Source organism: Acinetobacter sp. (genome assembly GCF_050285345.1).
Classification (GTDB): domain Bacteria; phylum Pseudomonadota; class Gammaproteobacteria; order Pseudomonadales; family Moraxellaceae; genus Acinetobacter.
The window spans coordinates 1-23,384 of sequence record NZ_JBLZXR010000138.1 but is presented as its reverse complement, the minus strand read 5'-3'; the positions used below and the strand labels follow the sequence as shown (position 1 = coordinate 23,384).

At 38.8% G+C, this 23,384-nt stretch carries 21 protein-coding genes, 3 tRNA genes and 1 pseudogene; 17 read left to right on the top strand and 8 right to left on the bottom strand.

Translation table 11 applies throughout. The features are described 5' to 3' along the window. Window positions 1-2: 2 nt before the first annotated feature. From ACN6OV_RS11975 to ACN6OV_RS11965, 3 genes are all read left to right on the top strand, one after another. Window positions 3-76 (top strand) — tRNA-Trp (locus tag ACN6OV_RS11975). Between the two features lie 39 nt (window positions 77-115). Further along, window positions 116-200, top strand: a tRNA-Leu gene (locus ACN6OV_RS11970). A gap of 74 nt (window positions 201-274) precedes the next feature. Then, window positions 275-359, top strand: a tRNA-Leu gene (locus ACN6OV_RS11965). 179 nt (window positions 360-538) lie between these two features. Here ACN6OV_RS11965 and ACN6OV_RS11960 read toward each other — a convergent pair. Further along, complete coding sequence (locus ACN6OV_RS11960) at window positions 539-742, bottom strand: hypothetical protein (protein WP_078188846.1); 204 nt, start codon at window positions 740-742, stop codon at window positions 539-541. 555 nt (window positions 743-1,297) lie between these two features. Between ACN6OV_RS11960 and ACN6OV_RS11955 the strand changes: the two genes are divergently transcribed. Together ACN6OV_RS11955 and ACN6OV_RS11950 are read left to right on the top strand one after the other, a co-directional pair. Continuing rightward, a complete protein-coding gene (locus ACN6OV_RS11955; RefSeq protein ID WP_427953230.1) occupies window positions 1,298-1,777 on the top strand; it encodes a hypothetical protein in 480 nt (159 codons plus the stop codon). 99 nt (window positions 1,778-1,876) lie between these two features. Further along, a complete protein-coding gene (locus tag ACN6OV_RS11950; RefSeq protein ID WP_427953232.1) occupies window positions 1,877-2,143 on the top strand; it encodes a hypothetical protein in 267 nt (88 codons plus the stop codon). A 90-nt stretch (window positions 2,144-2,233) separates the two neighbouring features. Here the strand turns inward: ACN6OV_RS11950 and gloB are convergent, their stop codons facing one another. Next, window positions 2,234-2,965 carry a hydroxyacylglutathione hydrolase gene (gloB, locus tag ACN6OV_RS11945; protein WP_427953229.1) on the bottom strand — a complete coding sequence of 244 codons (732 nt, stop codon included), beginning with the start codon at window positions 2,963-2,965 and terminating at the stop codon, window positions 2,234-2,236. Between the two features lie 157 nt (window positions 2,966-3,122). Then, window positions 3,123-3,707 carry a flavin reductase family protein gene (locus ACN6OV_RS11940; RefSeq protein WP_427953227.1) on the bottom strand — a complete coding sequence of 195 codons (585 nt, stop codon included), beginning with the start codon at window positions 3,705-3,707 and terminating at the stop codon, window positions 3,123-3,125. A 123-nt stretch (window positions 3,708-3,830) separates the two neighbouring features. On the opposite strand from ACN6OV_RS11940, the gene ACN6OV_RS11935 reads away from it, so the two are divergent. Together ACN6OV_RS11935 and ACN6OV_RS11930 are read left to right on the top strand one after the other, a co-directional pair. Next, complete coding sequence (locus ACN6OV_RS11935) at window positions 3,831-4,652, top strand: PhzF family phenazine biosynthesis protein (protein WP_427953225.1); 822 nt, start codon at window positions 3,831-3,833, stop codon at window positions 4,650-4,652. A 153-nt stretch (window positions 4,653-4,805) separates the two neighbouring features. After that, a complete protein-coding gene (locus ACN6OV_RS11930) occupies window positions 4,806-7,586 on the top strand; it encodes a M16 family metallopeptidase (protein ID WP_427953223.1) in 2,781 nt (926 codons plus the stop codon). 61 nt (window positions 7,587-7,647) lie between these two features. Here ACN6OV_RS11930 and ACN6OV_RS11925 read toward each other — a convergent pair whose 3' ends face one another. Together ACN6OV_RS11925 and ACN6OV_RS11920 are read right to left on the bottom strand one after the other, a co-directional pair. Then, a complete protein-coding gene (locus tag ACN6OV_RS11925; RefSeq protein ID WP_427953221.1) occupies window positions 7,648-8,712 on the bottom strand; it encodes an amidohydrolase family protein in 1,065 nt (354 codons plus the stop codon). A 174-nt stretch (window positions 8,713-8,886) separates the two neighbouring features. Beyond that, the gene (locus ACN6OV_RS11920; protein WP_427953219.1) at window positions 8,887-9,282 is read right to left on the bottom strand and encodes a DUF3144 domain-containing protein; all 396 of its coding nucleotides are present in this window, start codon (window positions 9,280-9,282) and stop codon (window positions 8,887-8,889) included. A 110-nt stretch (window positions 9,283-9,392) separates the two neighbouring features. Here ACN6OV_RS11920 and ACN6OV_RS11915 point away from each other — a divergent pair, with 110 nt between their 5' ends. Further along, entirely contained in the window at window positions 9,393-10,025 is a 633-nt protein-coding gene (locus ACN6OV_RS11915; RefSeq protein ID WP_427953217.1) for a hypothetical protein, read from the top strand. A 127-nt stretch (window positions 10,026-10,152) separates the two neighbouring features. Here ACN6OV_RS11915 and ACN6OV_RS11910 read toward each other — a convergent pair whose 3' ends face one another. Further along, window positions 10,153-10,596: a hypothetical protein gene (locus ACN6OV_RS11910; RefSeq protein ID WP_427953215.1), complete on the bottom strand. Its 444-nt coding sequence runs from the start codon at window positions 10,594-10,596 to the stop codon at window positions 10,153-10,155. A 217-nt stretch (window positions 10,597-10,813) separates the two neighbouring features. Beyond that, window positions 10,814-12,274 carry an inorganic triphosphatase gene (locus ACN6OV_RS11905; protein WP_427953213.1) on the bottom strand — a complete coding sequence of 487 codons (1,461 nt, stop codon included), beginning with the start codon at window positions 12,272-12,274 and terminating at the stop codon, window positions 10,814-10,816. A 332-nt stretch (window positions 12,275-12,606) separates the two neighbouring features. On the opposite strand from ACN6OV_RS11905, the gene ACN6OV_RS11900 reads away from it, so the two are divergent. The 7 genes and pseudogenes from ACN6OV_RS11900 to rapA all read left to right on the top strand — a co-directional run bounded on the left by ACN6OV_RS11900 (window position 12,607) and on the right by rapA (window position 21,313). After that, window positions 12,607-12,990, top strand: coding sequence for an Mpo1-like protein (locus ACN6OV_RS11900; RefSeq protein ID WP_427953211.1), 384 nt, complete (start codon window positions 12,607-12,609; stop codon window positions 12,988-12,990). Between the two features lie 583 nt (window positions 12,991-13,573). Next, entirely contained in the window at window positions 13,574-14,194 is a 621-nt protein-coding gene (gene thiE, locus ACN6OV_RS11895; protein WP_427953209.1) for a thiamine phosphate synthase, read from the top strand. A gap of 39 nt (window positions 14,195-14,233) precedes the next feature. Further along, entirely contained in the window at window positions 14,234-15,535 is a 1,302-nt protein-coding gene (gene hemL / locus ACN6OV_RS11890) for a glutamate-1-semialdehyde 2,1-aminomutase (protein WP_427953207.1), read from the top strand. A 64-nt stretch (window positions 15,536-15,599) separates the two neighbouring features. After that, window positions 15,600-16,110 (top strand): annotated as a pseudogene (locus ACN6OV_RS11885) (GlcG/HbpS family heme-binding protein). Between the two features lie 741 nt (window positions 16,111-16,851). Further along, window positions 16,852-17,553, top strand: coding sequence for a phosphopantetheine-binding protein (locus ACN6OV_RS11880; protein WP_427953205.1), 702 nt, complete (start codon window positions 16,852-16,854; stop codon window positions 17,551-17,553). A gap of 135 nt (window positions 17,554-17,688) precedes the next feature. Continuing rightward, complete coding sequence (locus ACN6OV_RS11875) at window positions 17,689-18,333, top strand: RluA family pseudouridine synthase (protein ID WP_427953203.1); 645 nt, start codon at window positions 17,689-17,691, stop codon at window positions 18,331-18,333. 142 nt (window positions 18,334-18,475) lie between these two features. Continuing rightward, on the top strand, window positions 18,476-21,313 hold the full coding sequence (rapA, locus tag ACN6OV_RS11870) for an RNA polymerase-associated protein RapA (RefSeq protein ID WP_427953201.1): 2,838 nt from the start codon (window positions 18,476-18,478) through the stop codon (window positions 21,311-21,313). Window positions 21,314-21,552: 239 nt separating this feature from the next. Here the strand turns inward: rapA and ACN6OV_RS11865 are convergent, their stop codons facing one another. Beyond that, complete coding sequence (locus ACN6OV_RS11865; RefSeq protein WP_427953199.1) at window positions 21,553-21,849, bottom strand: hypothetical protein; 297 nt, start codon at window positions 21,847-21,849, stop codon at window positions 21,553-21,555. A gap of 224 nt (window positions 21,850-22,073) precedes the next feature. On the opposite strand from ACN6OV_RS11865, the gene ACN6OV_RS11860 reads away from it, so the two are divergent. Then, window positions 22,074-22,337 (top strand): PAAR domain-containing protein, encoded by a 264-nt coding sequence (locus tag ACN6OV_RS11860; RefSeq protein WP_427953197.1) that lies wholly within the window; start codon window positions 22,074-22,076, stop codon window positions 22,335-22,337. 105 nt (window positions 22,338-22,442) lie between these two features. Continuing rightward, on the top strand, window positions 22,443-23,264 hold the full coding sequence (locus tag ACN6OV_RS11855) for an alpha/beta fold hydrolase (protein ID WP_427953194.1): 822 nt from the start codon (window positions 22,443-22,445) through the stop codon (window positions 23,262-23,264). The last annotated feature ends 120 nt before the right edge of the window (window positions 23,265-23,384 follow it).

Below are 23,384 nucleotides of genomic sequence, written 5' to 3'. Positions count from 1 at the left end.
ATAGAGGATTGGTGTAATGGTAGCATGACGGTCTCCAAAACCGTTCGTCAAGGTTCGAGTCCTTGATCCTCTGCCAAGTTTTAAAAGAAAGTCTGACTTAGTCAGCAACCCTGTTGGGGACGTGGCGAAATTGGTAGACGCACTGGATTTAGGTTCCAGCGCCGCGAGGTGTGAGAGTTCGAGTCTCTCCGTCCCCACCATTGAATTTATTAAGTGGTAACAACAGTTTTAAAACTTAAGATGAAAAGTCTGACTTAGGTCAGCAGCCCAAGTTGGGGACGTGGCGAAATTGGTAGACGCACTGGATTTAGGTTCCAGCGCCGCGAGGTGTGAGAGTTCGAGTCTCTCCGTCCCCACCATTAGATTAGGCAAGGTATTTACCTTGCTTTTTTATTGCCTAAAATAAATTAGATAAAATGAATCAAAAATAAAAAAAGCCCGACAAAGCAGGCTTTCAAAAATATGTGAATAGAGCGGAGTTAAGCTATTTATTATAATTGTTTGAGCAGCATTTGACTCGTTGTATTTAAACCGACGATTAGGCTTTTAAATGATCCTCAAACTCTTCACCCAATTGCATGGCCAAAGCATTTCCTGAAAGATCGACAGTTACAAGACCATATTCTTTCTTAAAACTAAACGTAAAACCACGGTTATCCGCTAGAGTACGAACGGAATAGCCTAATTTTTCTAACCAGAGACGAAAGGCAACTAAATTTTTTGCTTTAACCACTTTTTTCACGAGCGAACTCCTTATCAACCATTAAGATATTAAATAGGGGTGTTAAAATATTTTTTAAAGGGTAAAAAACTAACTTTTAAATAAAATATGAAATTTTGATGAATAAATAAACAGATAGTCGAGGTGTAAATCGACTAATTACAGATAAGTCTATGTTTTATAAGAATCTATACTTAGTGTAAGCAAATATGAATATTTTGATCAAATTTCACTCATAATGAAGTATTCAGTAAGTTCATGAAGTTGAGCGAAAATAATCAGTATTTTGGGTGATTAATATTTCAATGGATAATTTTTAATTGACTAAAATAAATCGCTTTAAAATCGGGTTGGTTTTTAGATGAAAAGTGAACTAAAAGTCACTTTGTAAAATTAATGTGAGATATTAAATATATTTAAAAATTAAATACTTAAATTGTCATATAACTTAAATTTTACGGATTATACTGCCTTGTTTTTTATTTTAATCACATACGAATGTTTAATAATTTTGTTTTAAAATATTTTGGGGTTTTACTTTTTTCTTACTGTTGTACAGCTACATTTGCAGCGACGATGCAAAAAGACTCATTAAATGAATTGATTGAGCAATTCACCTCTCCACAAACTTCTGATGTAAATATAGGAATAAATAGGGCGATGGTGGGGCGCGCAAGTTGGCATATTCAGTGTGAATTTCAGGCGCAAGACAAGACCAAAGTCTGTTTTATGCAAAAACATCATATTACGGTGATGCGTTTAAATGATGATTACAGTATTAATATTGGTTCTAATCATTTAAAAAACTCAATTTCTTCACTTCGAGTCGATCAAAATAATGTGGTGCAAGCACGTGAAGGGCTGTATCGCGATGCGGGAAGTATCATTGAACAGTTTAGAACTGGCTCTGTAGTCAAAACACGATTTCAATCAGACATAAATCATGCTACACAGTATCATGAACAGTCTTTGCTTGGTTTTGCCGATGCCTTTGAAGATATGCAAGTTCAGTATCAAAGTTTGAATGATTCCACAATTCAATATGCGGCATTTTAAAAGTGTGGTTTTTCTCTAAGCTGAGTAGATTTAAATATAAATCATTAATTTTGAACTGGGCTAGAATGAGGGATTAATACCCAAGAATGAATGGATGATATGCAGACCATTGAGCAATATGTGAAAGTGCAAATTGAACTCATGCAGCAGCAAGGAAAAATACCTGTAGCGGTGATGTTAGGGCATGAAGATTGGTTGGTCTTTGCTGAGCAATCACAAGTGGTTTACACGCCATTCGGAAGCGCAAGACGATATCAACCTGCTTTAGGTGGGCTTTTGCTGGTGAGGATTGATGAAATGCAGGCGGTGAGGGTGGTGACTCAAACTGAACTTGATGCATTTGTAGCAACTCATCAAATTTTATAATTCTTTTGCATTTTGCATTTTGCATTTTGCATTTTGCATTTTAGTGAGATCATTACGTAAATGATTTACGCAATGATCTGTTGGAACACATTAAAAATTATCCTTCAACTCACGTAGGCGTTGAAATTCCTCTACGCTTTCAGCACGTAGAAACGGATTGGTTTCAAGTTCGAGTGCAATCGTAGTGGGAAGGGTGCATTGACCAAGCATACGTAGTGATTCAACTTCATCAAAACGTTGCTGAATTGCAAGATTGTCTGGTTCGACATGGCGAGCGAATTGTGCATTTGAAAGGGTATATTCATGCGTACAATACACTTTGGTGTCAGCAGGAAAGGCTGCAATACGCGAGAGTGAATTGTACATTTGCTGAAATGTACCTTCAAATACACGACCACACCCCATGGCAAAAAGCACATCACCACAAAACAGCGTTTTTATTTCATCAATGAAATAGATGAGATGACCAAGGGTATGCCCAGCGGTTTCGGTCACCTCAACATCTAAGCCGTGAAATTCAAAATGACTGTCATTGTCGAGCGGGTAGTTCACCCATGGAATACGGCTTAATTCATTGCGCGGACCATAAACTGGAATATTACGTGATTGAATCAGTTCAGGGACGCCACCGACATGATCTTTATGCCAATGGGTCAGCCAAATTTGCGCAAGCTTTAAACCATGCTCTTGGCAATAAGCTTCAACCAAACCTGCTTCGGTGGGATCGATGGCCACGACATCATGGCTGGCGGTATGTTCCAGCAGCCAGATGTAATTTTGCAGGTTATTTTTAACATCCAATGTGTGTATTTTAAACGTCATATCCATTCATTCTGAGTTTAAAGATTAAGTCTAAGTTAGCATGAAATCAGCCCATACGGGTGAGTGAAAATTTACCCAATTGAACTGATTTCGCTGTGATGGTTAAAATAAATATCAATGTCTTAAAAATGTCTAAAAGATAGGCATTAAATTTAAGTTAGTCAGTCAGGTCTGCAATAGAGACGGCATTTCCGATGGTATAAAAATGCCCACCAGCAATGTGATGTAGGCTTTTCCATTCGTCTGCAACATCTTGATAGAACCAATGTCCATCACGAAAAACACGTTCATCGGCATAGGCAGCAATCACTTCACCGATAAATAAGTCATGTGTTTGTTGATTATGCGGTTCTGGAATTAATTTGCAGAGTATCCATGCTGAACAGCCATCAACTACAGGTATATCGGAAAGATTAAACTTAAATAGTTCTACACCACATTGGCGTAGCTTTTCAGGTGCATCACGTTGGCTGATCATGCCGAGCGCATAGACCATTTTCAGTTGTTTGAGTGTTGGGACTTGTAGTGCAAAAAGGCCTGAATTTTCAATAATTTCACGAGTTTTGGTGGTCTTATCTAACACCACCGTCACTTTGGCTGGAGTGAGCTCTAAGGCACAGGCCCATGCTGCTGTCATTACACCTGTGGAATGTGCATCCTGAGCAGATACTAAAACTGTTGGGCCATGGTTGAGTAGGCGGTAAGATTTGTCGAGAGGAACGGGGCGAATATGGGTTTTCAAAATATTTCCCTTATAAAGTCATCAAAAAAAGATGAATGATGTAAAGATATATGGCATAGCATATAACGCTAAAAATGATTTCCAAAGCCTTTAATTTAAATGACAAATTTAGGAGTTACCAAAATGAAGATGTATCAGGTTGATGCTTTTACCCAAGTATTATTTAAAGGTAATCCGGCGGCAGTTCTCGTAGTGGATGAATGGTTGGATGAAAACCTGATGCAAAACATCGCGTTGGAAAATAATTTGTCCGAAACGGCATTTGTGAAAAAAATCGATGAAGCGAATTATGAAATACGCTGGTTTACTCCAACTACCGAAGTTGATTTTTGCGGACATGCAACTTTAGCCAGTAGTTTTGTCTTATTCGAGTTTTATACCCAAGAAAAATTGATTCAATTTCATGTCAAAAATCTAGGAATTTTTACTGTACAGCAAGCTGAGGATGGAAAAATTTTAATGAATTTTCCAGTGCGTAAGGCAGAGCTGGTGACTGAATATCCTGAAGAGTTAACTCAAGCACTGACGCAACCTTTTAAAAATGTCTATTTGAATGCTCAAGCCTATATTGTGGAATATGAAACCGCACAGCAGGTTTTGGAGGAGCAGCCAAATTTTGCAATCTTGAAGCACCTTGGAAAAATACGTACGGCGATTACAGCACCGGGGAGTATGATCGATGTCGCGATTACTGCTCAGGGGGCTCAATATGATTGTATTTCCCGTTATTTTGCACCGGGCAGTGGTATTGATGAAGATCCAGTCACTGGCTCAATTCATACTGGTATCGTGCCCATTTGGGCGGAAAAATTAAATAAGTCAGAAATCTTAGCTTATCAAGCATCAGCACGCGGCGGTGAGTTACATTGCTTGATGCAAGAAAATAATCGCATTCAGATTTCAGGCTATGCTTGCTTGTACATGCAGGCTGAAATTTATCTTTAATTCAAACTCACAAATAACATGCTGTTGAAAAAAGCAGCATGTTTTTAATAAAAAGTAACTATCAATCAATAACGTGTACGCATAGAATCAAGGACGATAATCATCGAAGTTCAGAAAATTTTCGATGCAATAAATATAGGATAACTGAATTACATGCGTATTAGACAACTCACGCTTTCACTGTTTTTTGTAGGTTTAAGTACTTCTCTTTTTGCACAACCCATTTTGGTTAAAACTGAGCAAGCCATTGAAGAATATAAATTAGATAACGGCTTTCGCGTGATTTTGGCGCAAAATAATAAAGAAAGTAAAGTATTTATGAATACGGTGTATTTTACCGGTTCGTTGAATGATCCTGAAGGTAAGGGTGGTTTAGCGCATTTATTAGAACATTTGGCATTTAAAGGCACAGAAAATATTAAAGGTGATGAATTTCAGCGTCGTTTAGACCAGTTCACACTGATGACCAATGCCAGTACCGATTATTATTCGACCAAATATACCAATGTGATTCGTCCTGAGCAGTCTGCCATTGATCAAGTGTTGCATCTTGAAGCAGAGCGTATGGATAAGTTGGTGCTCCAAGAAAAATTTGTACCAACAGAAATTGATATTGTGAAACGTGAGCGTGAAATCCGTTTAGATCAACCATTTTCTGTTTTGATTGATCAAGTTTGGAAGGCTGCTTATGGCAATCAGCATTTAGGCCGCTTGCCGATTGGCGATTTAAAAGAGCTTCAGTCCATTAATATGAAGGAGCTCAATCAGTTTTACCGCACTTGGTACGCACCCAATAATGCGGTGATGGTGATTTCGGGTAAATTTGATAAAGCCGCAGTTTTAAAACAAATTGACAGTCAATTCAGTCCTCTTGTATCACGACAAATTCCAGCACAGCCTCAAGTACCACAATTGGATTCTTCAAAAATTAAACAACGTGAATTTACTGTGCATAAAGGCAGTGATTTGGCTAAGTTTAATATTTACTTAAATGGTGCAAATGAAGCGATCAAACCGGCTTTGGCGGTGTCGCCGACTTTATACACCTTACAGCCGAGTGGCCATTTGTATCAAAGTATCGTGGAAACCGGCACAGCAACCGCGGTGCAAGCATCGACATGGTTAGATAAAGATTTTAATTTGGTCTTTATGGGCGCAATTTATGGGCCTGGTCAGGACGCCAAAAAAGTGTTTGAAAGCTTGAATCAAGGGGTAGAGCAATCGAAACATTTTGATGAGATTGAGTTGAACCGTGTAAAAAGTTTGACACGAAACATGGCAGATAATATTAAAAATAATGCCGCTGCTTTGGGTGGTCGTTTAAGTGATTATACCGTGGCTTATAATGGAGATTGGACGCAGTATTTTCATGATTTAGATAAAATACAGAAAATGAATGTTGCTGATTTAAATAAGGTGTATAAAGAGTTCTTTACGCCTGAGCATCGGGTGGTGGGTAATATTCTGCCAACGCCAGAAGACCAAAAGAAAGCTCAGCAACAAGCGGAAGCCAAGAAACCGACTGCAACTTTAGCGCAGCAAACTCCTGAAGAAGAGCCGTTAAAAGATGCCAGTGTGTATCGTGCCGAAGTAAAACAATATGTTGGTGAATCAAAACAATATCTGAATCAAAAAGAAAAGTTGATTCAACGTGGAAAATTTAAAAATGGCATTCAATATGCACTTTTCCCAACACAAACGCGTGATGATAAAACCTATGCCACCATTGCGCTTGATTTTGGTACTGCAGAAAGCTTAATGAATAAAGGTGAGCTGCTAGACTTAACGGCTTACTTAATGTTCCGCGCTTCAAAAGATCAAAGTTTGCAGCAAATCGCAGATAAAATTATTGATGTTGGTGGTGGTGCAAGCGTGAGTGCCAATGGCAATGGTTTGACCATTAATATTGTGGCACGTAAGGAAAAATTTGCTGAATTTTTGAAATACGTGATTGACGTGGTGAAAGCACCTGCATTTGAACAGTCACAATTTGATCTGATTAAATCACAAAGTTTGTCGAGCTTGGACCGTCCTTATACTGAGCCAGATACGGTTTCAGCGCTGACTTTGTCGCGTTTGGTTGAAATCTATCAACCGGGTGATCTTCGGTATCATTTTGAACCCGAACTGACTAAACAGCAATTAAATGCAGCAACGCGTGATCAAGTGCAGCAGTTGTATCAGAAATTCTTTAAAACCCAACATGCGCAAATTGCGGTGACCGGTGATTTTGATGCAAAACAAATCCAAAAATTGCTGAAAAATGAATTTTCGGATTGGAAAACCCAAGAACCATATCAACGCCTAGATTCACAATTTACCTCATACCCTGCACAAAAAGTTCATGCTTTATCTGAGCAGCGTGAATTTGGTAATTATCAAGCGGTAATGACATTTCCTGTTGGGGTAGAACATGTCGATTCGCCTGCATTACAAGTATTCCGCCATATTTTAGGTGACTCTCAGTTGTCTTCTCGACTTGCACAAGAGTTGCGTGAAAAAAATGCGCTGGTGTATGGTTTTAGTGCCAATGTTGATTTTGATGAATGGGAAAATTCAGGCGTACTGAGTATTGGCGCGAATTATACTGCAGGGAAGTCGGCGCAAGTTTCTCAAGCCGTACATCAAGTTTTAGACAACTTATTGAAAAATGGTGTGACGGAACAAGAAGTTGAAGCTGCGAAAGCCAATATTTTGAAAAAACGTTTAACCGTTTTGGAAGATGATCGTTATATTCATAGTCTATTGATTCCACAACTGGAAAAAGGTCGTGATTTAAATTACCGTGAAAAACGTGATCAGAGCATTGCCACATTAACCAAAGCTGATATTGATGCAGTGATGCGAAAATACATCCAGTTAGATCATTTGGTTGAAGTCATGTCCGATCAATATGGGCAAGTACAGAAAGCAAGCTCGAAATCGTTGAAATAAAAACCGAGATAAAAAATCCTCCATAATTGGAGGATTTTTTATGATGCAGTTTTAAAAAAACTTAGAGTCGATAAAACTGACGTGCATTTTGCTGGAATACCAGTTGCAGTGCATTGGGATCATAACTAGCCACAGCATCTGAAAATGCATCAATAATATTGACCAGCGTGGTACTGACACTATCCATTGGAAAATTCGACCCAAACATCACGCGGTATTTGCCGAAGCATTGTAATGCATGAGTAATCAAGGGCTGAGAACAGTCAAATACTTCTTGTTTAGAAGCTAATTTTTTCTGTTTATGAAATTGATGTCCCAATACTGGCATAAATAAACCAGACATTTTGGTATAAACATTTGGGCAGCTGGCAAGTTCAGCAAGATCGTCTTGCCAGCGAAAGATGATGTTATCGCGAGAAGTTTGGGTTAAGCCTGTATGCGAACCCACTGCACCAAATGCGCCAACAGGTGTGCCAAAGTGGTCGAGTACGATAGACGTTTCAGGAAAGGCTCTAGCTAAAGCTGTGACATCACGTATTTGGTCTGAATAGACCCAAGCATCAAAACTCAAATTCATTTGCGCCAGTGCTTCAAAACCTTTCATGAATTTTTTGTTGGTATATAAATGCGGTTCATTGGCCCATGCATGAATTTTAGGATCTTCATGCACAGCAGCCATTCTACGAATACCACGAAAGTGAGGAGAGGCTTGTTTATGCAGTTTTAGAATTTTCTTAAAATTACTGTCGCATGGGTCAGCCGTGCCAACAATGCCACCCAGTTTTACCGTTTGTTCATTAAACGGCAGAGACTCAATAAATCGTGTTTCACCGACTACACCTTTACCTTTGTGGTCATGCCAGCTGGCTTCAATATGGACAATCTGTTCGACCGCATAATTACCTGCATCCTGTTTATAATTTTCGGGTAAATAGGGTGAAGTGACATGTGTCGTTAAACCAACGGTATCGAGCAACTCCTGTGGTTTAACCATGCGCAGGAGCTTATCGAGCAAATAGGGGTGCTTGCCGAGAAGTTTCACCGCGAGTGAAGCCGCATGCGGGGTATTGTATGGGTCCCATTGGTGGATGTGTGAATCGACGATGGCAAAATCGAATTTCTGCATGACTATCCTTGAACTATATCCATATGTTTATTAGGTGATTATTGTATTTGTTGAATAAAAGAGTCACCGCATTTCAATATTCGATGAAATACACACCGACTGTTATGACAGAAATATTAAATTAAAGAAAGGCTGAATAAAAGTTCCCCAAAAAAAAGCCCCGAAGGGCTTTAATTAATGCTTATGGTCGTGGTCATGCTTATTGGCATGAAACTCTTCGTTGTGACGGAAGCGCAAGTAATTTTCGAACTGTTCACAGTATTCATCATAATTATCTTCAAGCATCATTTGGAATTGCTGAAGAATATAAGACATCACTTGGTCTTTAGCTTCACGCATTTCATTGCCGTCTTTGAAACCGTTGGCTGCAACCCAGGTGTTGAAGCGAGCAGTACCAAACAACATTGCAGCACTCACTTGACCGCGCATTTCCGCAGGTTTAACCGCTGAGCCTTTTTCGACACGACAAAATTCATTGGCTTGTTTAATAAATTCATCAGCACGTTCAAAGAAAGCAGCATTTAACGCTTCTTCTTCGGTTACATCAGTAGCTTCAATCTTTTGAACCATGAATCAGTCCTAACATAAAAAATCTAATTCCGTATTATAGGCAAAGCCTTGCAGAAACTAAACCTTTGACTTAATCTAAAAATAGCCTAAGCATAAATTTGGAACAGTCCATGCAAGATGCAATTGCGGTACAAAGTTTAAAAAGTGATATTGCGCTACTCAGGCAAAATATTTGGCCTCCTGCGAATTTGGCCAATGTGGAAGGGTTACCGATTTATTACGGCACAAAATCCGAAGTGGCTGACTATTATGCGCAGTGGACAGGACTCATTGAGCGCGCGCAAGACTTGTTTCAGCCTTTTATGGAAGATGAAGTGCTGGATGTGGTGCATTTGCCAAGTCATCTGAATCTGCCGCTGTTTTATTTTCATGTAGATCGTATTCGTATCAATAAAACTCGTGCTAAAGAATCTAAGACTTTTCGTGGGATTGCCAGTCTGGTTGAAAAGTGCGGTCAATTTGAACCTGAACAAATTCAAGCGATGCGACACTGGTTGGATAGTGATGATACGGCTGCTTTGGTGGCTCACCGTGAATTTATTGATTTAAGAACCTATGTTTTTCAACATGGTGAAAGTGATTATACGCGCACGCGGTTTTATGTTAATGGCATTGTACTGAGCGTGGAAAATGATTTTCAATTGGTTGATGCACGCGATAAACCAAGAAAGGCACGTAGCGATAGTTATAGTGATCCACTGGGTGATAACGATACTTGGAAAATTTTCGGAAAATATCGTTAAGGCCTGAATGAAATGGTTTGAACAAGACTGACTTGCATTCAGTGAAATAAAACGATAAAGGCTAAAGTTGCAGGAAAACCTTCCAATTTAGCCTTCGAACATTCCATGAATGATGTAGAACTCTGAATTATTTACAGGGGTGAATTTTAATTTCACCGAGTTCCATCACGCTGATATAATCCTCAATAGGGATAAAATTATCACTTTGACTGTATAGGGTTAGACATTCACCTGCCTTCACGCTCGCAAGTTGTTTCCCTTGTTGCGCATTCAGGTTCAAGCTATAAATACTTAAATTACCTTCAGTAGTTTTGATCTGATATGACTCTTCACCATAATCATCGGGGTTATTTTTTAATACTTTAAAGGTGTGTTGAGTAATCTCTGAGTTTTGCATCGTTTTGTAGGTTGGAGGATTTTCAATCTGGCTAGAAGTAGTTCGTCTTAATTCTGTGCTTTGCACAGGTTTGTGCTGCTCACTACAGGCTGTCAACAGTAGTGCAGATATACAGGCAAATACTGACAGAAAATATCGCAGTGAAAGAAAAGCAGGTATGTGATTATTCATCATAAAATCATCCTGAATTATATTTTTCCGATACCATATTTTAAAAGTTTTTAGGTATAAAACAAAAAAATAGCTTCTCAAAATATTTCAAAGTTTAGGGTTTATATGAACTTGGCTTGAGTAATGTGGATATTATTTTTTAAGGCTTAAAAATAGAAGGGTGTATTTGTTATTGAGCTCAAAGGGGATAACGATTATCCCCCTGAAAAAATTGAATGTTTTATTTAATCAGTTTACGACTGACCAAGAATTGTTCAGTGGCTTCTAACAGTCTTTCTGCATAAACCTCTTGTTTTGCCGTGAGCCAGCCGAGCACAAACCAGTCACTAGCTTCAAGCTCAGTTTGTTGAATATATTGTGCGGAGGATGAGAGCACTTGGTATTCCTGTGCAGCTAGTTGTGCATCATTCAAGGCTTTGCTGTACTTCTGTAAGTTTTTAACATCATAGATCGAAGTCAAAATAGGGAAGCTAAATTTCAGTTCTTGAATACGAGTTGACAACGTATCTAAGCTTTCAAAATTACGAATATCGGCGTCATTTAATGCTTCTTGCAAAGCTTTATATTGGTTTTGCAAGGTGGTTTGTGCATACCATTTAAAGTCGTGTTGCTGCGGTGCATCTTCAGGATTGAGGCTGAACATCAGCAATTCTAAATAATGATGCACGTTCTGCGTCGATTTCACCAAGTTGCCGAGTTTTTCTTTGGCATACAAAATATCTTTGGTTAAATTTTCAGAGGTGGTGGGGTTTTGTAGGAAAGCACCTAAAGTATTTTGCATGTGTTCAAAGTGATGCAATTGTTCAAATTGCTGTTTAAATGCACCCAATTGCATGGCCCATTTTTCCACAATATCGCTATTCCAATCTTTAAATAAGGAAATCGATAATTGCAGATGATGCAATGCTTTTTGTGCTTCGACAATATGTTCAGCTTCGGCAACGCCCGCAGAAATTACAGCAATATTCGGCAAAAGATGCTGCATGTGTTGAGCAATCAGTATACGTAGATTTTTGTTTGCAGGATCTTTTTTACTGAGCTGAAATTCTTTGGCTTCCGTTGCAGGACTTACTGCCTGTCCTAAAGCCAATAAATTGCCGATTTCGGCCTTACTCCGGACATCTAGCCATAAATGGTATTTTTTCACCCACTCAAAACTAAAAGCCAGTAAGGATTGGATTGAACCACTTTTCAGTTCAAATTCAACTTCATGTACTTCACATTGTGAGTTTTCGGTACGTATGTGGCCTACATCAAGACTAACTTCAATCTCAGCATCTTCAAATTGAATAACACGGTAAGTGCGCAAAATATCAGTTTCAAATAGCAGTTTAAGTTGATCTTGCTGATCACCTAAGGTACTGGTGAGTATTACCTGTGCTTCAGGAAATGTGGTGTAAACTGCTAAATCGAGCGGAGGTGCTTGTTCTGATTCACCCAAATCAATATTGTGTTCAAAACGTTCAATATGACTTTTTCCTGCGGCTTTCAGTGTTTGAATCCAACGCGTACCTTCAAGGCGTTGACGCAGGGCAGCGCGCTTTTCGGCCATCTGTCGGTCTGGTGTATCAAAGTATTTAGCCTTGAGTTGAATTTGTTCCGATTTTTTAGGGTCGATTGCTTTGAGTAAAGCAGTACGACGTGCTTCTGGAATCTGAAATTTTAATTCAACTTCAACCATGATTTATTGTCCTGATGTCACAATTTCATGCAAAGGCATGAAGGGATAGAGCTTCAATTTTTATGAAAGAAAGGGTAAATCTAAAACTGGCGCAAAATATTGTTCAATTTATGGAGTGACGATTGTAACTAAAAAGCCCGAAGATGTAAGACTTGACGAAACAAGAAATTGAAATTTAATAAATGTATTTTGGCCTAAAAGTTTGTTATTTCATCCAAAAATAGAATGAGAAATTGAGGATTAAAAAGTTGAGTACTCAATGTGAGGAAAAGGGACTTTAAAATGTCGAATATTTAAGCTATGTTGATAAAAAATAGTTCAGGATGAACCGAATGAATGCACAAATACAACCAAAATTTGAACACGAGCAGCAACCCGAATTTCAACTTCCGATTCATGATTATCCGACTTTTTATCGATTTTATTTAACTGAACACCGAAATATTATGAGCCGTCGTTTGCATGCAACGGGCAGTAGCATTGGTTTGTATTTTTTTGCTAAAGCCATTTTTAAAAGAAAACCACGTTATTTTGCGTATGGTTTAGTGTCGGGTTATGCTTGTGCGTGGGTGGGGCATTTTATGTTCGAAAAAAATAAACCGGCCAGTTTTAAACAACCACTTTATAGCTTTATTTCAGATTGGTGTATGTTGGCAGATATTGTGAAGGGTAACTTAAGCTTAACAGATCGTGGTTTAGATAAAATTGATAGTTAACTAATTATTAATCAAACGGTTAAATTAACCAAACTTTTATATTTTATTTTTTAGTAAAAACCTTGCAAATTTAGAGTTATTAGTCTAATAATTAACTTAATGTTTAATGCAGACGAAGTTGACGGACGGTGTTGCAATTAAACCTCCAGTTTTCCGAGCCTAGAGTGACCTTCTCTAGGCTTTTTTTATACAAAATAAAAACTCTCTCATTGATAAAAATTAAGTAGACTTTTTGATGCTCTGAACGTTCCCCAAACGTTTCTTACCGAGCACCAAAAAGTCTAATCAGATCACCTCTGATTAAGGTTTTATGGCGTTTTATTATTATGTAGTTGTTATATGCTGCGTTTTTGTTGTTCTTATATGGTCATATTAAATAATTTGTATAGTTTTCGTGATATACCCAAAACTAGGTATTTTTCCTCTATTTTTCAAATATTTTATACGTGTCGTGGTTTTTAACCGCGTTTAAAAATAGTTTATAAAATTTATAAGCAGTTCATGTGTTTATCGTAGGTAGAACTCAACAATTTATAAGCCTAAACGTTATAATCATTCAAAGTTTTTAAGACGTGACTGAATTATGCGTGGTTTATACCTCATTACCAATGATGATTCATTGGAACTCCTATTGGCAAAGTTAGAAGGTGCGATGGCGAATGGCGGTATTGCTGTATTGCAATATCGACGTAAAAAAGTTGCTAAAGAAGATCAAATTTACGAAGTGGAATATATGAAAGATATGTGTACTGCATATCGTGTGCCGTTTGTGATAAATGATGATCTTGAAATGGCAGTAAAATATGGCGTTGGTGTGCATCTCGGGCAAGATGATGGCTCGATTGTAGATGCTGTTGCACGCCTACCTAAAAATGTACTGATTGGCCGGAGTTGTAATAATTCCTTAGAACTTGCTGAACGAGCGATTGCAGATGGCGCAAATTATGTTGCATTCGGTGCGATCTACGCGACAGACACCAAACCCGAAGCAGGCAACATTGGTTTGGAAACGTTAAAACTGGCAAAACAAAAGTTAAATGTGCCTATTTGTGCGATTGGTGGGTTAACTGTTGAAAATTCAAAAATTGTGATTGAGTCCGGCGCCGATTATTGTGCGGTGATAAGTGATATATTAGGACGTCCCATGCATACCATTCCTGAACGTTTAGATGAATGGTCCGCACTTTTTAATGAAGTTGCATAAATATTTAAATTTGAATTATTTTTTAAGTTGAGAGCATTCATGAGCTTATCTCCAAAGCAAGAACAACTGTTTAAACAAGCCAGTAAGCATATTCCTGGTGGTGTGAACTCACCTGTACGTGCGTTCAACGGTGTCGGTGGTACACCTGTTTTTATTGAAAAAGCTCAAGGTGCTTATTTATATGACGTAGACGGTAAGCGCTATGTTGACTATGTGGGTTCATGGGGCCCAATGATTTTAGGCCATGCACAGCCTGATATTATTAAAGCCGTGCAAGAAGCTGCCGTTGATGGTTTAAGTTTTGGTGCGCCCACTGTGCATGAAACCACGTTGGCGGACATTATTTGTGAAATCATGCCGTCGATTGAATTGGTACGTATGACCAACTCAGGTACTGAAGCTACGATGACGGCGATTCGTCTTGCACGTGGTTATACTGGTCGTGACAAAATCGTAAAATTTGAAGGCTGTTACCATGGTCATTCAGATTCACTTTTAGTTAAAGCTGGTTCAGGTTTGTTAACCAGCGGAGAAGGTGAGGCAACTTCAGCGGGTGTACCGGCAGATTTTGCTAAACATACTTTAACGCTACCGTATAACGATATTGCGATGCTAAAAGAATGCTTTGCGAAATTCGGTTCTGAAATTGCAGGGGTTATTGTTGAGCCTGTAGCAGGTAACATGAACTTGGTAAAACCAATGAATGGTTTTCTTCAAGCTATTCGTGATGTCTGTGATGAACACGGTTCTGTCTTTATTATTGATGAAGTAATGACTGGTTTCCGCGTTGATCTTGGTGGCGCGCAGGCACACTATGATGTTAAACCTGATTTAACGACACTGGGTAAAATTATCGGTGCAGGCTTACCTGTGGGTGCATTTGGTGGTAAACGTGAAATCATGGAATGCATCGCACCTTTAGGTAAAGTGTATCAAGCAGGGACATTGTCGGGTAATCCACTGGCAATGCGTGCGGGTATTGAGATGTTTAAACATCTACGTCAACCAGGTTTCTATGAGGCTTTAACCACTAAACTTGAAACTTTACTGACAGGATTGCAAGCTGCTGCGGATGAAGTAGGGATTCCTTTCCGTACTCAACAAGTCGGTGGCATGTTTGGTCTATATTTTACAGATCAAACTGAAATTACGGGTTTTGATTCAATTTTGAAATGTGATGTAGATGCTTTCCGTACATTCTTCCATGGCATGCTGCAACGTGGCGTAAACCTTGCACCATCAGCATTTGAAGCTGGTTTCTTTTCAAGCGCACATAGCGATGAAGATATTGCCTTTACCATTGAAATGGCGAAAGAAACTTTTGCAGAAATGAAAGCCTAATTTGTAAAATTTACATTAGACTAAGCCCGAATACGTTCGGGCTTTTTTTGTGGAAAGGAATAATATGAAAATCAAGCATTATTTAACTTTGGCTGATGCAGAATTTCTTTTAGAGCAAGCTTATCAATATGCCTTAAGTCAGCAGTTTAATGTCAGTATTGCTGTGGTGGATGAGTCTGGAGGTTTACTTGCCATGAAGCGTATGGATGGAGCATCGCCAATGACAGCAAACCTATGTTTAGAAAAAGCCAAATGTTCTGCGGTGAGCCGTCGTCCCTCTAAATTATTTGAAGATATAGCTGATTACTTAACTCTTCAGTACACCAAAGACCTTAAAGAATGGAATTTTACAGCTATTTTTACGTGCTGATATTTTTAGAATTTAGCTATATTATTAAAGGCGGTCAAATGGGTTTCCTCAGCATGCAGACTTTTTCAGGCATGCTTGAAGGTGTGAACCAATTATGTACCAAGGACAGTTAGTCGGTGCGATGGGGGTGTCCGGTGTGAAGTCTTTTCAGGATGCTGAAATTGCTCAGATCGCAATTGAAAAGTTTTTGGCGCAATTTGGTTAATTTTACCATTTGCTTTTTTGTATTTTTTTAAAGCTTCACGTTATAAAATTTTAGAATGTCTGGCTCCAAAAGTTTGTATAACGTGTATCTTCTTAATTTTAGGTTTTTTAAAATTTAATCTTTAGAATTAGAGTTAACTTAAATGCGACCAATTTTCAGAAAAAATAATAAAGAGAACTATTTACCCGTATTCCGTTATTTATTGGGAGTGTGTTCAATTTTTTTATGTATCTTTGGTCTTCCTTTCATTATTTTCATGCCTCCCTTATGGTTTGTTCTTCCATTATTTATCTATCTTATTTTTCTTAATTTTAAGCAGTCGAAACGTGTATTAGATCAATTTGATCTCATACAAATGAGTGTTTGGCTGATTGTATTTTTACCGCATGAGTGTTTTATTGCGATTACTATTTTATTCGGTCTCTTTGTTTCCTATAAAATTTATAAAAAACAGTTAATTAAATGCAGTCTGATGATAGGGTTTTGCATCGTGTTTTTGATTACGAGAGATGTCTTTTCAATCGTTATACTAATAGCACTATGCCTTTTTTCGATACTTCATGATATTCGATTTAATCAGAAAATTTCATCTACATTGCCGTTTAAATAAAACTCGGCCATATATGGTATAGCCATCATTTAATCAATACTCCACCATTAATCATCTGCTGTATTACACAAATGATGCACTAAAATATTCACATCAATTTGTATCTGTTGCTGAATTTAAAAGAGTCTCCCATGTTTTATCCCATGCCTAAAAAAATCCAATTTGCTCTATCTCAAGCTAAATGGCAGCTGTCCTCAACCCAGTCGGTATTGGTGCTGGTTGGCTTGCAAAATTTACGTATACAAGACGGTATACAAGACACGGCTTTAATGGAACATTTGATTCAGCTCACCAATAAAGCCAAAGCCTTGGAAATTCCAATTGTCGATTTATATGGAGATGATTTACTGCAAGGGATGCAACAACTTGGAGAATATGCAACGGCTCATCCACAATTAATTTTTGCCGGACAAATCACGCCGATGCTGAAACAAATATTACCCCATCTGCACAGCGTGACTGAACAAATTTGTGTGGTGGATGATGCAATTATGTTGAACAGCCAAGAGCAACATATTCAATGGGTTGATAGCATCACTACTCAAGGCCTTCATCACATGAACAGTTATAGTATGCTACGCTTATGGAGTTTGAGTGCGCCAAAAGAATTGATCATCTCGGCCAAAGGCATTCTACTTGCCATTGCTGAGCAGTTAAATATGGACGCTTTGGAAATTGACCCATTACAAGATTTGCGTAGCTATGGATTGGATTCTGTGGCGATGGTGAGCTTGATTGGATTATGGCGTGCCAATGGTGCAAATATTCGTTATGAAGACTTTTTAGCAGATGCAAGTTTAAAAGCGTTGTTGGAAAAATTGCTCAGTTCTTGATAAAGACAGAGAATTGGGAAAATTTTTGTCTTAAATCGGAAAATACCTTGGGAAAAGGGGTTTTGTGCATTGTAATTGTTGGCTAAGCTTTTTATCATTGCCGCCTTGTTTTTCGAGATCAGACTGGATTGAACTTTGAGTAATTTTCTAACCGAACACCTGATACATCGTGGCACCGACTTTATGGTGATTCATAAACCAGCAGGTTTACTCACAGTTCCGGGAAAAACAGCAGATTTACAAGATTGTGTTATCAATCGTTTATTGGAAATTGAACCTAAAACGTTATTGATTCATCGTCTAGATCGAGATACTTCGGGGATTTTGGTTTTTGCACTCTCCCGTCAAGGGCAAAACCGTATTTCACGACAGTTCCAAGAACGTCAAACCTCGAAAACTTATCAAGCTTTGGTTGCAGGAACACTCGAAGGTGAAGGTACAGTCGACGTGCCTGTGGTGTATGATCCAGCACACCCACCGTTACATATTGCAGATCCTGCACATAACAAACCCGCGCTGACACATTGGAAAGCCACTGAACATTTTGAAATTCAGGGTAATCCAGTCACGCGTGTCGCTTTAACCCCCATTACTGGACGTTCACATCAACTTCGTGTTCATATGCAATATTTAGGTCATCCGATTGTGGGTGATACTTTGTATGCAACGCCAGAGCAACAACAGCTGATGCCACGATTATGTTTACATGCGGAACGTTTGAGTTTTCTTCATCCTGAAACAGAACAAATGGTCGAGTTCTATTGTCCTGTTCCGTTTTAGGGAAATCATTTAAATCACAAAGATTTTTGCTCACTTTTTAGTGGGCTTTATGTCAAAATATATTGCTTAAAGGTATGGATTTTTGCTCAAATAACAGTCAGAGTTTGAGCTTAATATTTTCAAACCTAACTTGAGAAAAAAGGTGGAAAAATTGCAGCAGTTTGCTATTGGTCAACGTTGGTTATCAGATACAGAAACGGAACTGGGTTTAGGTGTTCTTATTGATGTTGATGAACGATCAGTCAGCATATTATTCCCTAAAAGTGATGAAACACGCGTATATGCTCGTCATAATGCACCTTTATCTCGCATCATTTTCAATGTAAATGATGAAGTTCAAGATCAAGAAGGTCAGATCTGGATCGTTGAATCGCTTGAAGACCGCGGCGGCGTAGTGCGTTATAATGCGGTGCGCAAACTTGCCGATGGTACAGAAGAACATAAATCGCTAAATGAAACCCGTATTGGTGCGAGCATTCAGTTAGCGAAACCATTAGACCGTTTACTTGCTAGCCAAGTGGACTATAAAGAATGGTATGACCTGCGTATTGAAGCGCTTTTGCTACAAGCCAATATGAAATCGAGCCCATTACGTGGCTTGGTTGGTTCGCGTGTGGGGCTGATTCCGCATCAACTTTATATTGCCCATGAAGTTGGTAAGCGTTTTGCACCACGTGTTTTACTTGCCGATGAAGTGGGCCTGGGTAAAACCATTGAAGCAGGCTTGATTATTCATCAACAGCTAAAAACTGGTCGTGCAGAACGTATTTTAATTCTTGTCCCAGATTCGTTGCAGTATCAGTGGATGATTGAAATGCGCCGTCGTTTCAATCTGCAATTCTCATTGTTTGATTTAACCCGTACTGCATCGATTAAAGAACACGATCCTGATTTAAATCCATTCCTGACTGAGCAATGCATTATTGCCAGTGTCGACTTGATGATTGACCATGACGACTTGCGTGAACAAGCGCTTGAAGCCGGTTTTGATCTCCTTGTGGTCGATGAAGCACATCATTTAATGTGGTCTGAAGAAGAAGGCGGTAACGACCGCTATGACCTCGTTGAAGAGCTGGCAGAAAAAACACCGGGTGTATTATTACTCACTGCAACCCCTGAACAATTGGGTGTAGAAAGTCATTTTGCACGCCTACGTTTGCTTGATCCACAACGTTTCAGCTCACTTGATCGTTTCTTGGATGAAGAAGAACAGTATCATCAAACGGCTAAAATTGCTGAAGTGCTAATGTCGGATATGCCACTTGAAGAAGGGCATTTAGTCGCACTTGAAGGTTTATTAGGACATCGTATCAGTGATGATCCAGAACAACGGTTCCGTGCGATTCATGAATTGTTAGACCGTCATGGTACAGGTCGTATTTTATTCCGTAATACGCGTGAAGCCATTCAAGGCTTCCCAGGTCGTGACTGCCAGCCAGCACCACTTCCAGCACCAGAAAACTGGTCTAAGGATGGCAAGCTACGTGAACAAATGTGGCCTGAAGAAGCTCAACTTGATGGCGCATGGATGGAAAGCGACCCACGTGTGATGTGGTTAATGGAGCGTCTACGTACAGATTTAAAACACAAAAAAGTGTTACTGATTGCACGTAGTGGTCCAGTGGTTGAATCACTGGAAAATGTACTTCGTTTACATGCCGGTATTCGTACTGCGATGTTCCATGAAGGGATGAGCTTACTTGAGCGTGACCAAGCGGCGGCATATTTCGCAGAAGAGTCGTATGGTGCACAAATCTTGTTATGTTCAGAAATTGGTTCTGAAGGTCGTAACTTCCAGTTTGCCTCTGACTTAGTCTTATTTGATTTACCAGCAAACCCAGACGTTCTTGAACAGCGTATTGGTCGTCTAGATCGTATTGGTCAAGAAAATCGTATTCAAATTCATGTGCCATACCTGATTGGGACTGCACAAGAGCGTATGTTCCGTTGGTATAACGAAGCCTTAAATATTTTCAGTAATATTTCTCCGACAGCGCAAACGTTGCAGGAAAACTTTATTGTTGATTTAAAAGATTGCTTGCTTGCAGACAAAGGTCAAGTGTTTGAAGATTTGCTTGAAGCAGTAAGTGTTCAACGTGAAGCTTTAGAAGCTGAACTTCAAGAGGGTCGTGACCGTTTGCTTGAGTACAACTCATGTCGTCCTGTTGTGGCACAAGAAATTGTGACTGCGCTTGAAGACTATGATGACAACACGACATTGCCAATATTTATGAAGCGCTTTATGGCGTCAACTAACATTGATTTTGATGAGCAAAGCAATGGTACAGTGATCATCAAGCCAACAGATCAAATGCAAGTTCAAGGCTTGACGCTTGATGAAGAAGGCATGACCGCAACTTTCTATCGCGATCAGGCTCAGATTCGTGAAGATGCACAGTATTTAACACTAGAACATCCATTCACGGAAAGTGTGATGGAAATGATCAATACACAAAGCTTTGGTAGTACCAACGTTGCAGTGTTGAAATCTGCTGCATTACCACAAGGTTCTGTGTTGATGGAAGTGTGGTTTAAGGTCGATGTGGTTGCACCAAAAGCCTTGAACTTGCCTGCAAGTTTGCCGCAACAGTTGGTTCGTGTCTTACTGAGCGAAAAAGGTCAGGATTTATCGCAAAAAATTGCACCTGAAATTTTACGTCCGTATTTACATCATTTGGATGGCAATAGCTGCCGCCAAGTGGTCAAAGCACGTCGTGATGTGATTGAGCAACGTTATGCACAAGCACTTGAAATTGCACGTGGTGCATTGCCACAATTTAAGCAACAAGCTAAAGAAATATATGGCAGCAAATGGCAATACGAAATTGATCGTTTAACTTACCTTAAACAATTCAACCCAAGTATTCGTGAAGATGAAATTTTACGTTTACAGAAATTCCAGCAAGAGGGCTTAAATCTTCTTGATGGTCTGGCGGTTACACCTGAAGCGATTCAAATTATGGTGGTAGTTAAACCTTAATCATTTGATTTAAATCGCAAATAAAAAAGCACCTTCATTCAGGTGCTTTTTTATTGGATGGAAAATAATTCTTGCTGATGAATCAGTTGAATCTGTATTGCCCAAAAGAAGTTGCGATTCTTTAATTCTTGGATGGCTTTATCAAAATTTACTTTTGCATTCGGTATATATTGGCTTGAGTGTATAAGCATGAAAAGGTTAATAAATTAAAAGAAATTATTAGATGGATAAAACCTCCATCAAGTGTATTTTTGAACCAATACATAAATTCTTTCGGCTGCTTGAGTACAGTTCGCTATATCACCATCAAAGCACATGAAGTCACGTTCAATCAATAATAACGCATCACGATAATCTTCAATTTGAGACGTTTCCAGTTCAGCTAAACTCAATAAATCATATAAATAACTGTCATATTCATCTGCCATGCTTTCGACTTGGCCAATTCCAATAGGATCCCAATCATGGAGTAGAATTTTACGGATTTCACTGACCATAGGGTGTTCTTCAAAAACTTCAGATTTTTCTAACTGCATTATCGATCCTTTAATCAATAATCATAAAAAGTTGAGTCATTTTTTTTCACTATAAATAATGATCTAATTAAATTATTTATATTTTAAGCTGTTAAATCATCGATGTAGCGACCTAAGATGTCGTTTTTAATCAAAAATTTGAATAATATTGTTTTGCTGGAGTGAGACTTCATCATGCGATAAAATGGCACCGAATTTTATCAGATCATCAGAAGAAAATAACAATGAAGTCTTTGATTACTTTAGGCAGTAAAACTTCTCATGGCGGCGTAGTGGCTGAATGTGAACCTTCATTTGTGATTAATGGAGTCGCTGTGCATTTAAATGGAATGAAGCATTTTTGTCCAAAGTGTAAAGCGACAGTTGCTGCCATTGCTGCTGACCAAAGTACCACGGTAATGGGGCGCGGAGTCGTCATTGCTGGTGATAAGACCACTTGTGGTGCAACATTTCTGCCCAATCAAAATATGGTGGGTTCGCAAAAATAATCAAGAGTTTGACTTTTGGGTCATGGCGTTTTTCTTTTTTGGCTAGGGAAATATGCAAAATTACACTAAGCTAAAGTTCATAAATTTCTAATTTGACCGAAAGTGATGAAAACGCCCATACATTTCACGCATGCCAATGGTATACCCGCAGCAAGTTACCAAAAGTTCCTATCGGGTTTCTCTGCTGAGTTTGATGTAAAAGCGATCCCATTGATTGGTATGGATACACGTTATCCAATTACCAACGATTGGCGATATTTGGTTGATCAAGTCATTGATGACATTGAACAGCAATTTGGGCAGCAAAAAGTGGTGGGCTTAGGACATTCTTTTGGTTCGTTACTTACTTTAATGGCAGCCTATAAACGTCCAGACTTGTTTTCACAATTAATTATTATGGACCCGCCATTTGTGATTGGTCGGCGTGCCGCTATGTTTGAATTGGTGCAAAAATTAAATCTCAAAGCCATTCATAAATTTACCCCTTCGGGTTTAACACTCAAACGCAAAGATCATTGGTTGAGCGTAGAGCAGGCGTTTGATGCATTGCGGAATAATTGGCTATTTAAAGATTTTGATGATCAGTGTTTCCAAGATTTTTTTGATTCGGGTATACAGGCTGATCCTGTTCGTGGTGGTGTGACGCTTCGGATTCCAAAATTAATTGAAGCGGAAATTTTTAAAACTGTACCAGCATGGTGGTGGCGGACGCCACGTAAAGCACCAAAACTACCGATTCATTTAATGACGGCAGATCATAGCCCATTTTATAAACAGGGTTTTCCTCAAGCCATGCAAAAGATTTATAAAATTGATCATTCAGTTATGCAAGGTGGGCATATGTTCCCATTGGAGCAGCCTGAAAAGACCGCTCAACAGGTAATGCGGCATCTGACACAGCAGGATCGTCAGATAAAATGTGCTTAATCATCTCTTAGATCTATAGACATAAAAAAAGAGACTTCAAGTGCACTGCTGTCCCATAGTTTAATTTAAATAAAAAAACCTGAGCCCAAATCGTTAAAATATAAGTGCTAACCAACACTT

Bases quoted from the DNA above. Each gene is read 5' to 3' on its own strand.
- ACN6OV_RS11955 (WP_427953230.1), top strand. From the start codon at position 1,298: ATGCAAAAAGACTCATTAAATGAATTGATTGAGCAATTCACCTCTCCA.
- ACN6OV_RS11950 (WP_427953232.1), top strand. From the start codon at position 1,877: ATGCAGACCATTGAGCAATATGTGAAAGTGCAAATTGAACTCATGCAG.
- gloB (WP_427953229.1), bottom strand. From the start codon at position 2,965: ATGACGTTTAAAATACACACATTGGATGTTAAAAATAACCTGCAAAAT.
- ACN6OV_RS11935 (WP_427953225.1), top strand. From the start codon at position 3,831: ATGAAGATGTATCAGGTTGATGCTTTTACCCAAGTATTATTTAAAGGT.
- ACN6OV_RS11930 (WP_427953223.1), top strand. From the start codon at position 4,806: ATGCGTATTAGACAACTCACGCTTTCACTGTTTTTTGTAGGTTTAAGT.
- ACN6OV_RS11925 (WP_427953221.1), bottom strand. From the start codon at position 8,712: ATGCAGAAATTCGATTTTGCCATCGTCGATTCACACATCCACCAATGG.
- ACN6OV_RS11920 (WP_427953219.1), bottom strand. From the start codon at position 9,282: ATGGTTCAAAAGATTGAAGCTACTGATGTAACCGAAGAAGAAGCGTTA.
- ACN6OV_RS11915 (WP_427953217.1), top strand. From the start codon at position 9,393: ATGCAAGATGCAATTGCGGTACAAAGTTTAAAAAGTGATATTGCGCTA.
- ACN6OV_RS11910 (WP_427953215.1), bottom strand. From the start codon at position 10,596: ATGATGAATAATCACATACCTGCTTTTCTTTCACTGCGATATTTTCTG.
- ACN6OV_RS11905 (WP_427953213.1), bottom strand. From the start codon at position 12,274: ATGGTTGAAGTTGAATTAAAATTTCAGATTCCAGAAGCACGTCGTACT.
- ACN6OV_RS11900 (WP_427953211.1), top strand. From the start codon at position 12,607: ATGAATGCACAAATACAACCAAAATTTGAACACGAGCAGCAACCCGAA.
- thiE (WP_427953209.1), top strand. From the start codon at position 13,574: ATGCGTGGTTTATACCTCATTACCAATGATGATTCATTGGAACTCCTA.
- hemL (WP_427953207.1), top strand. From the start codon at position 14,234: ATGAGCTTATCTCCAAAGCAAGAACAACTGTTTAAACAAGCCAGTAAG.
- ACN6OV_RS11880 (WP_427953205.1), top strand. From the start codon at position 16,852: ATGTTTTATCCCATGCCTAAAAAAATCCAATTTGCTCTATCTCAAGCT.
- ACN6OV_RS11865 (WP_427953199.1), bottom strand. From the start codon at position 21,849: ATGCAGTTAGAAAAATCTGAAGTTTTTGAAGAACACCCTATGGTCAGT.
- ACN6OV_RS11860 (WP_427953197.1), top strand. From the start codon at position 22,074: ATGAAGTCTTTGATTACTTTAGGCAGTAAAACTTCTCATGGCGGCGTA.
- ACN6OV_RS11855 (WP_427953194.1), top strand. From the start codon at position 22,443: ATGAAAACGCCCATACATTTCACGCATGCCAATGGTATACCCGCAGCA.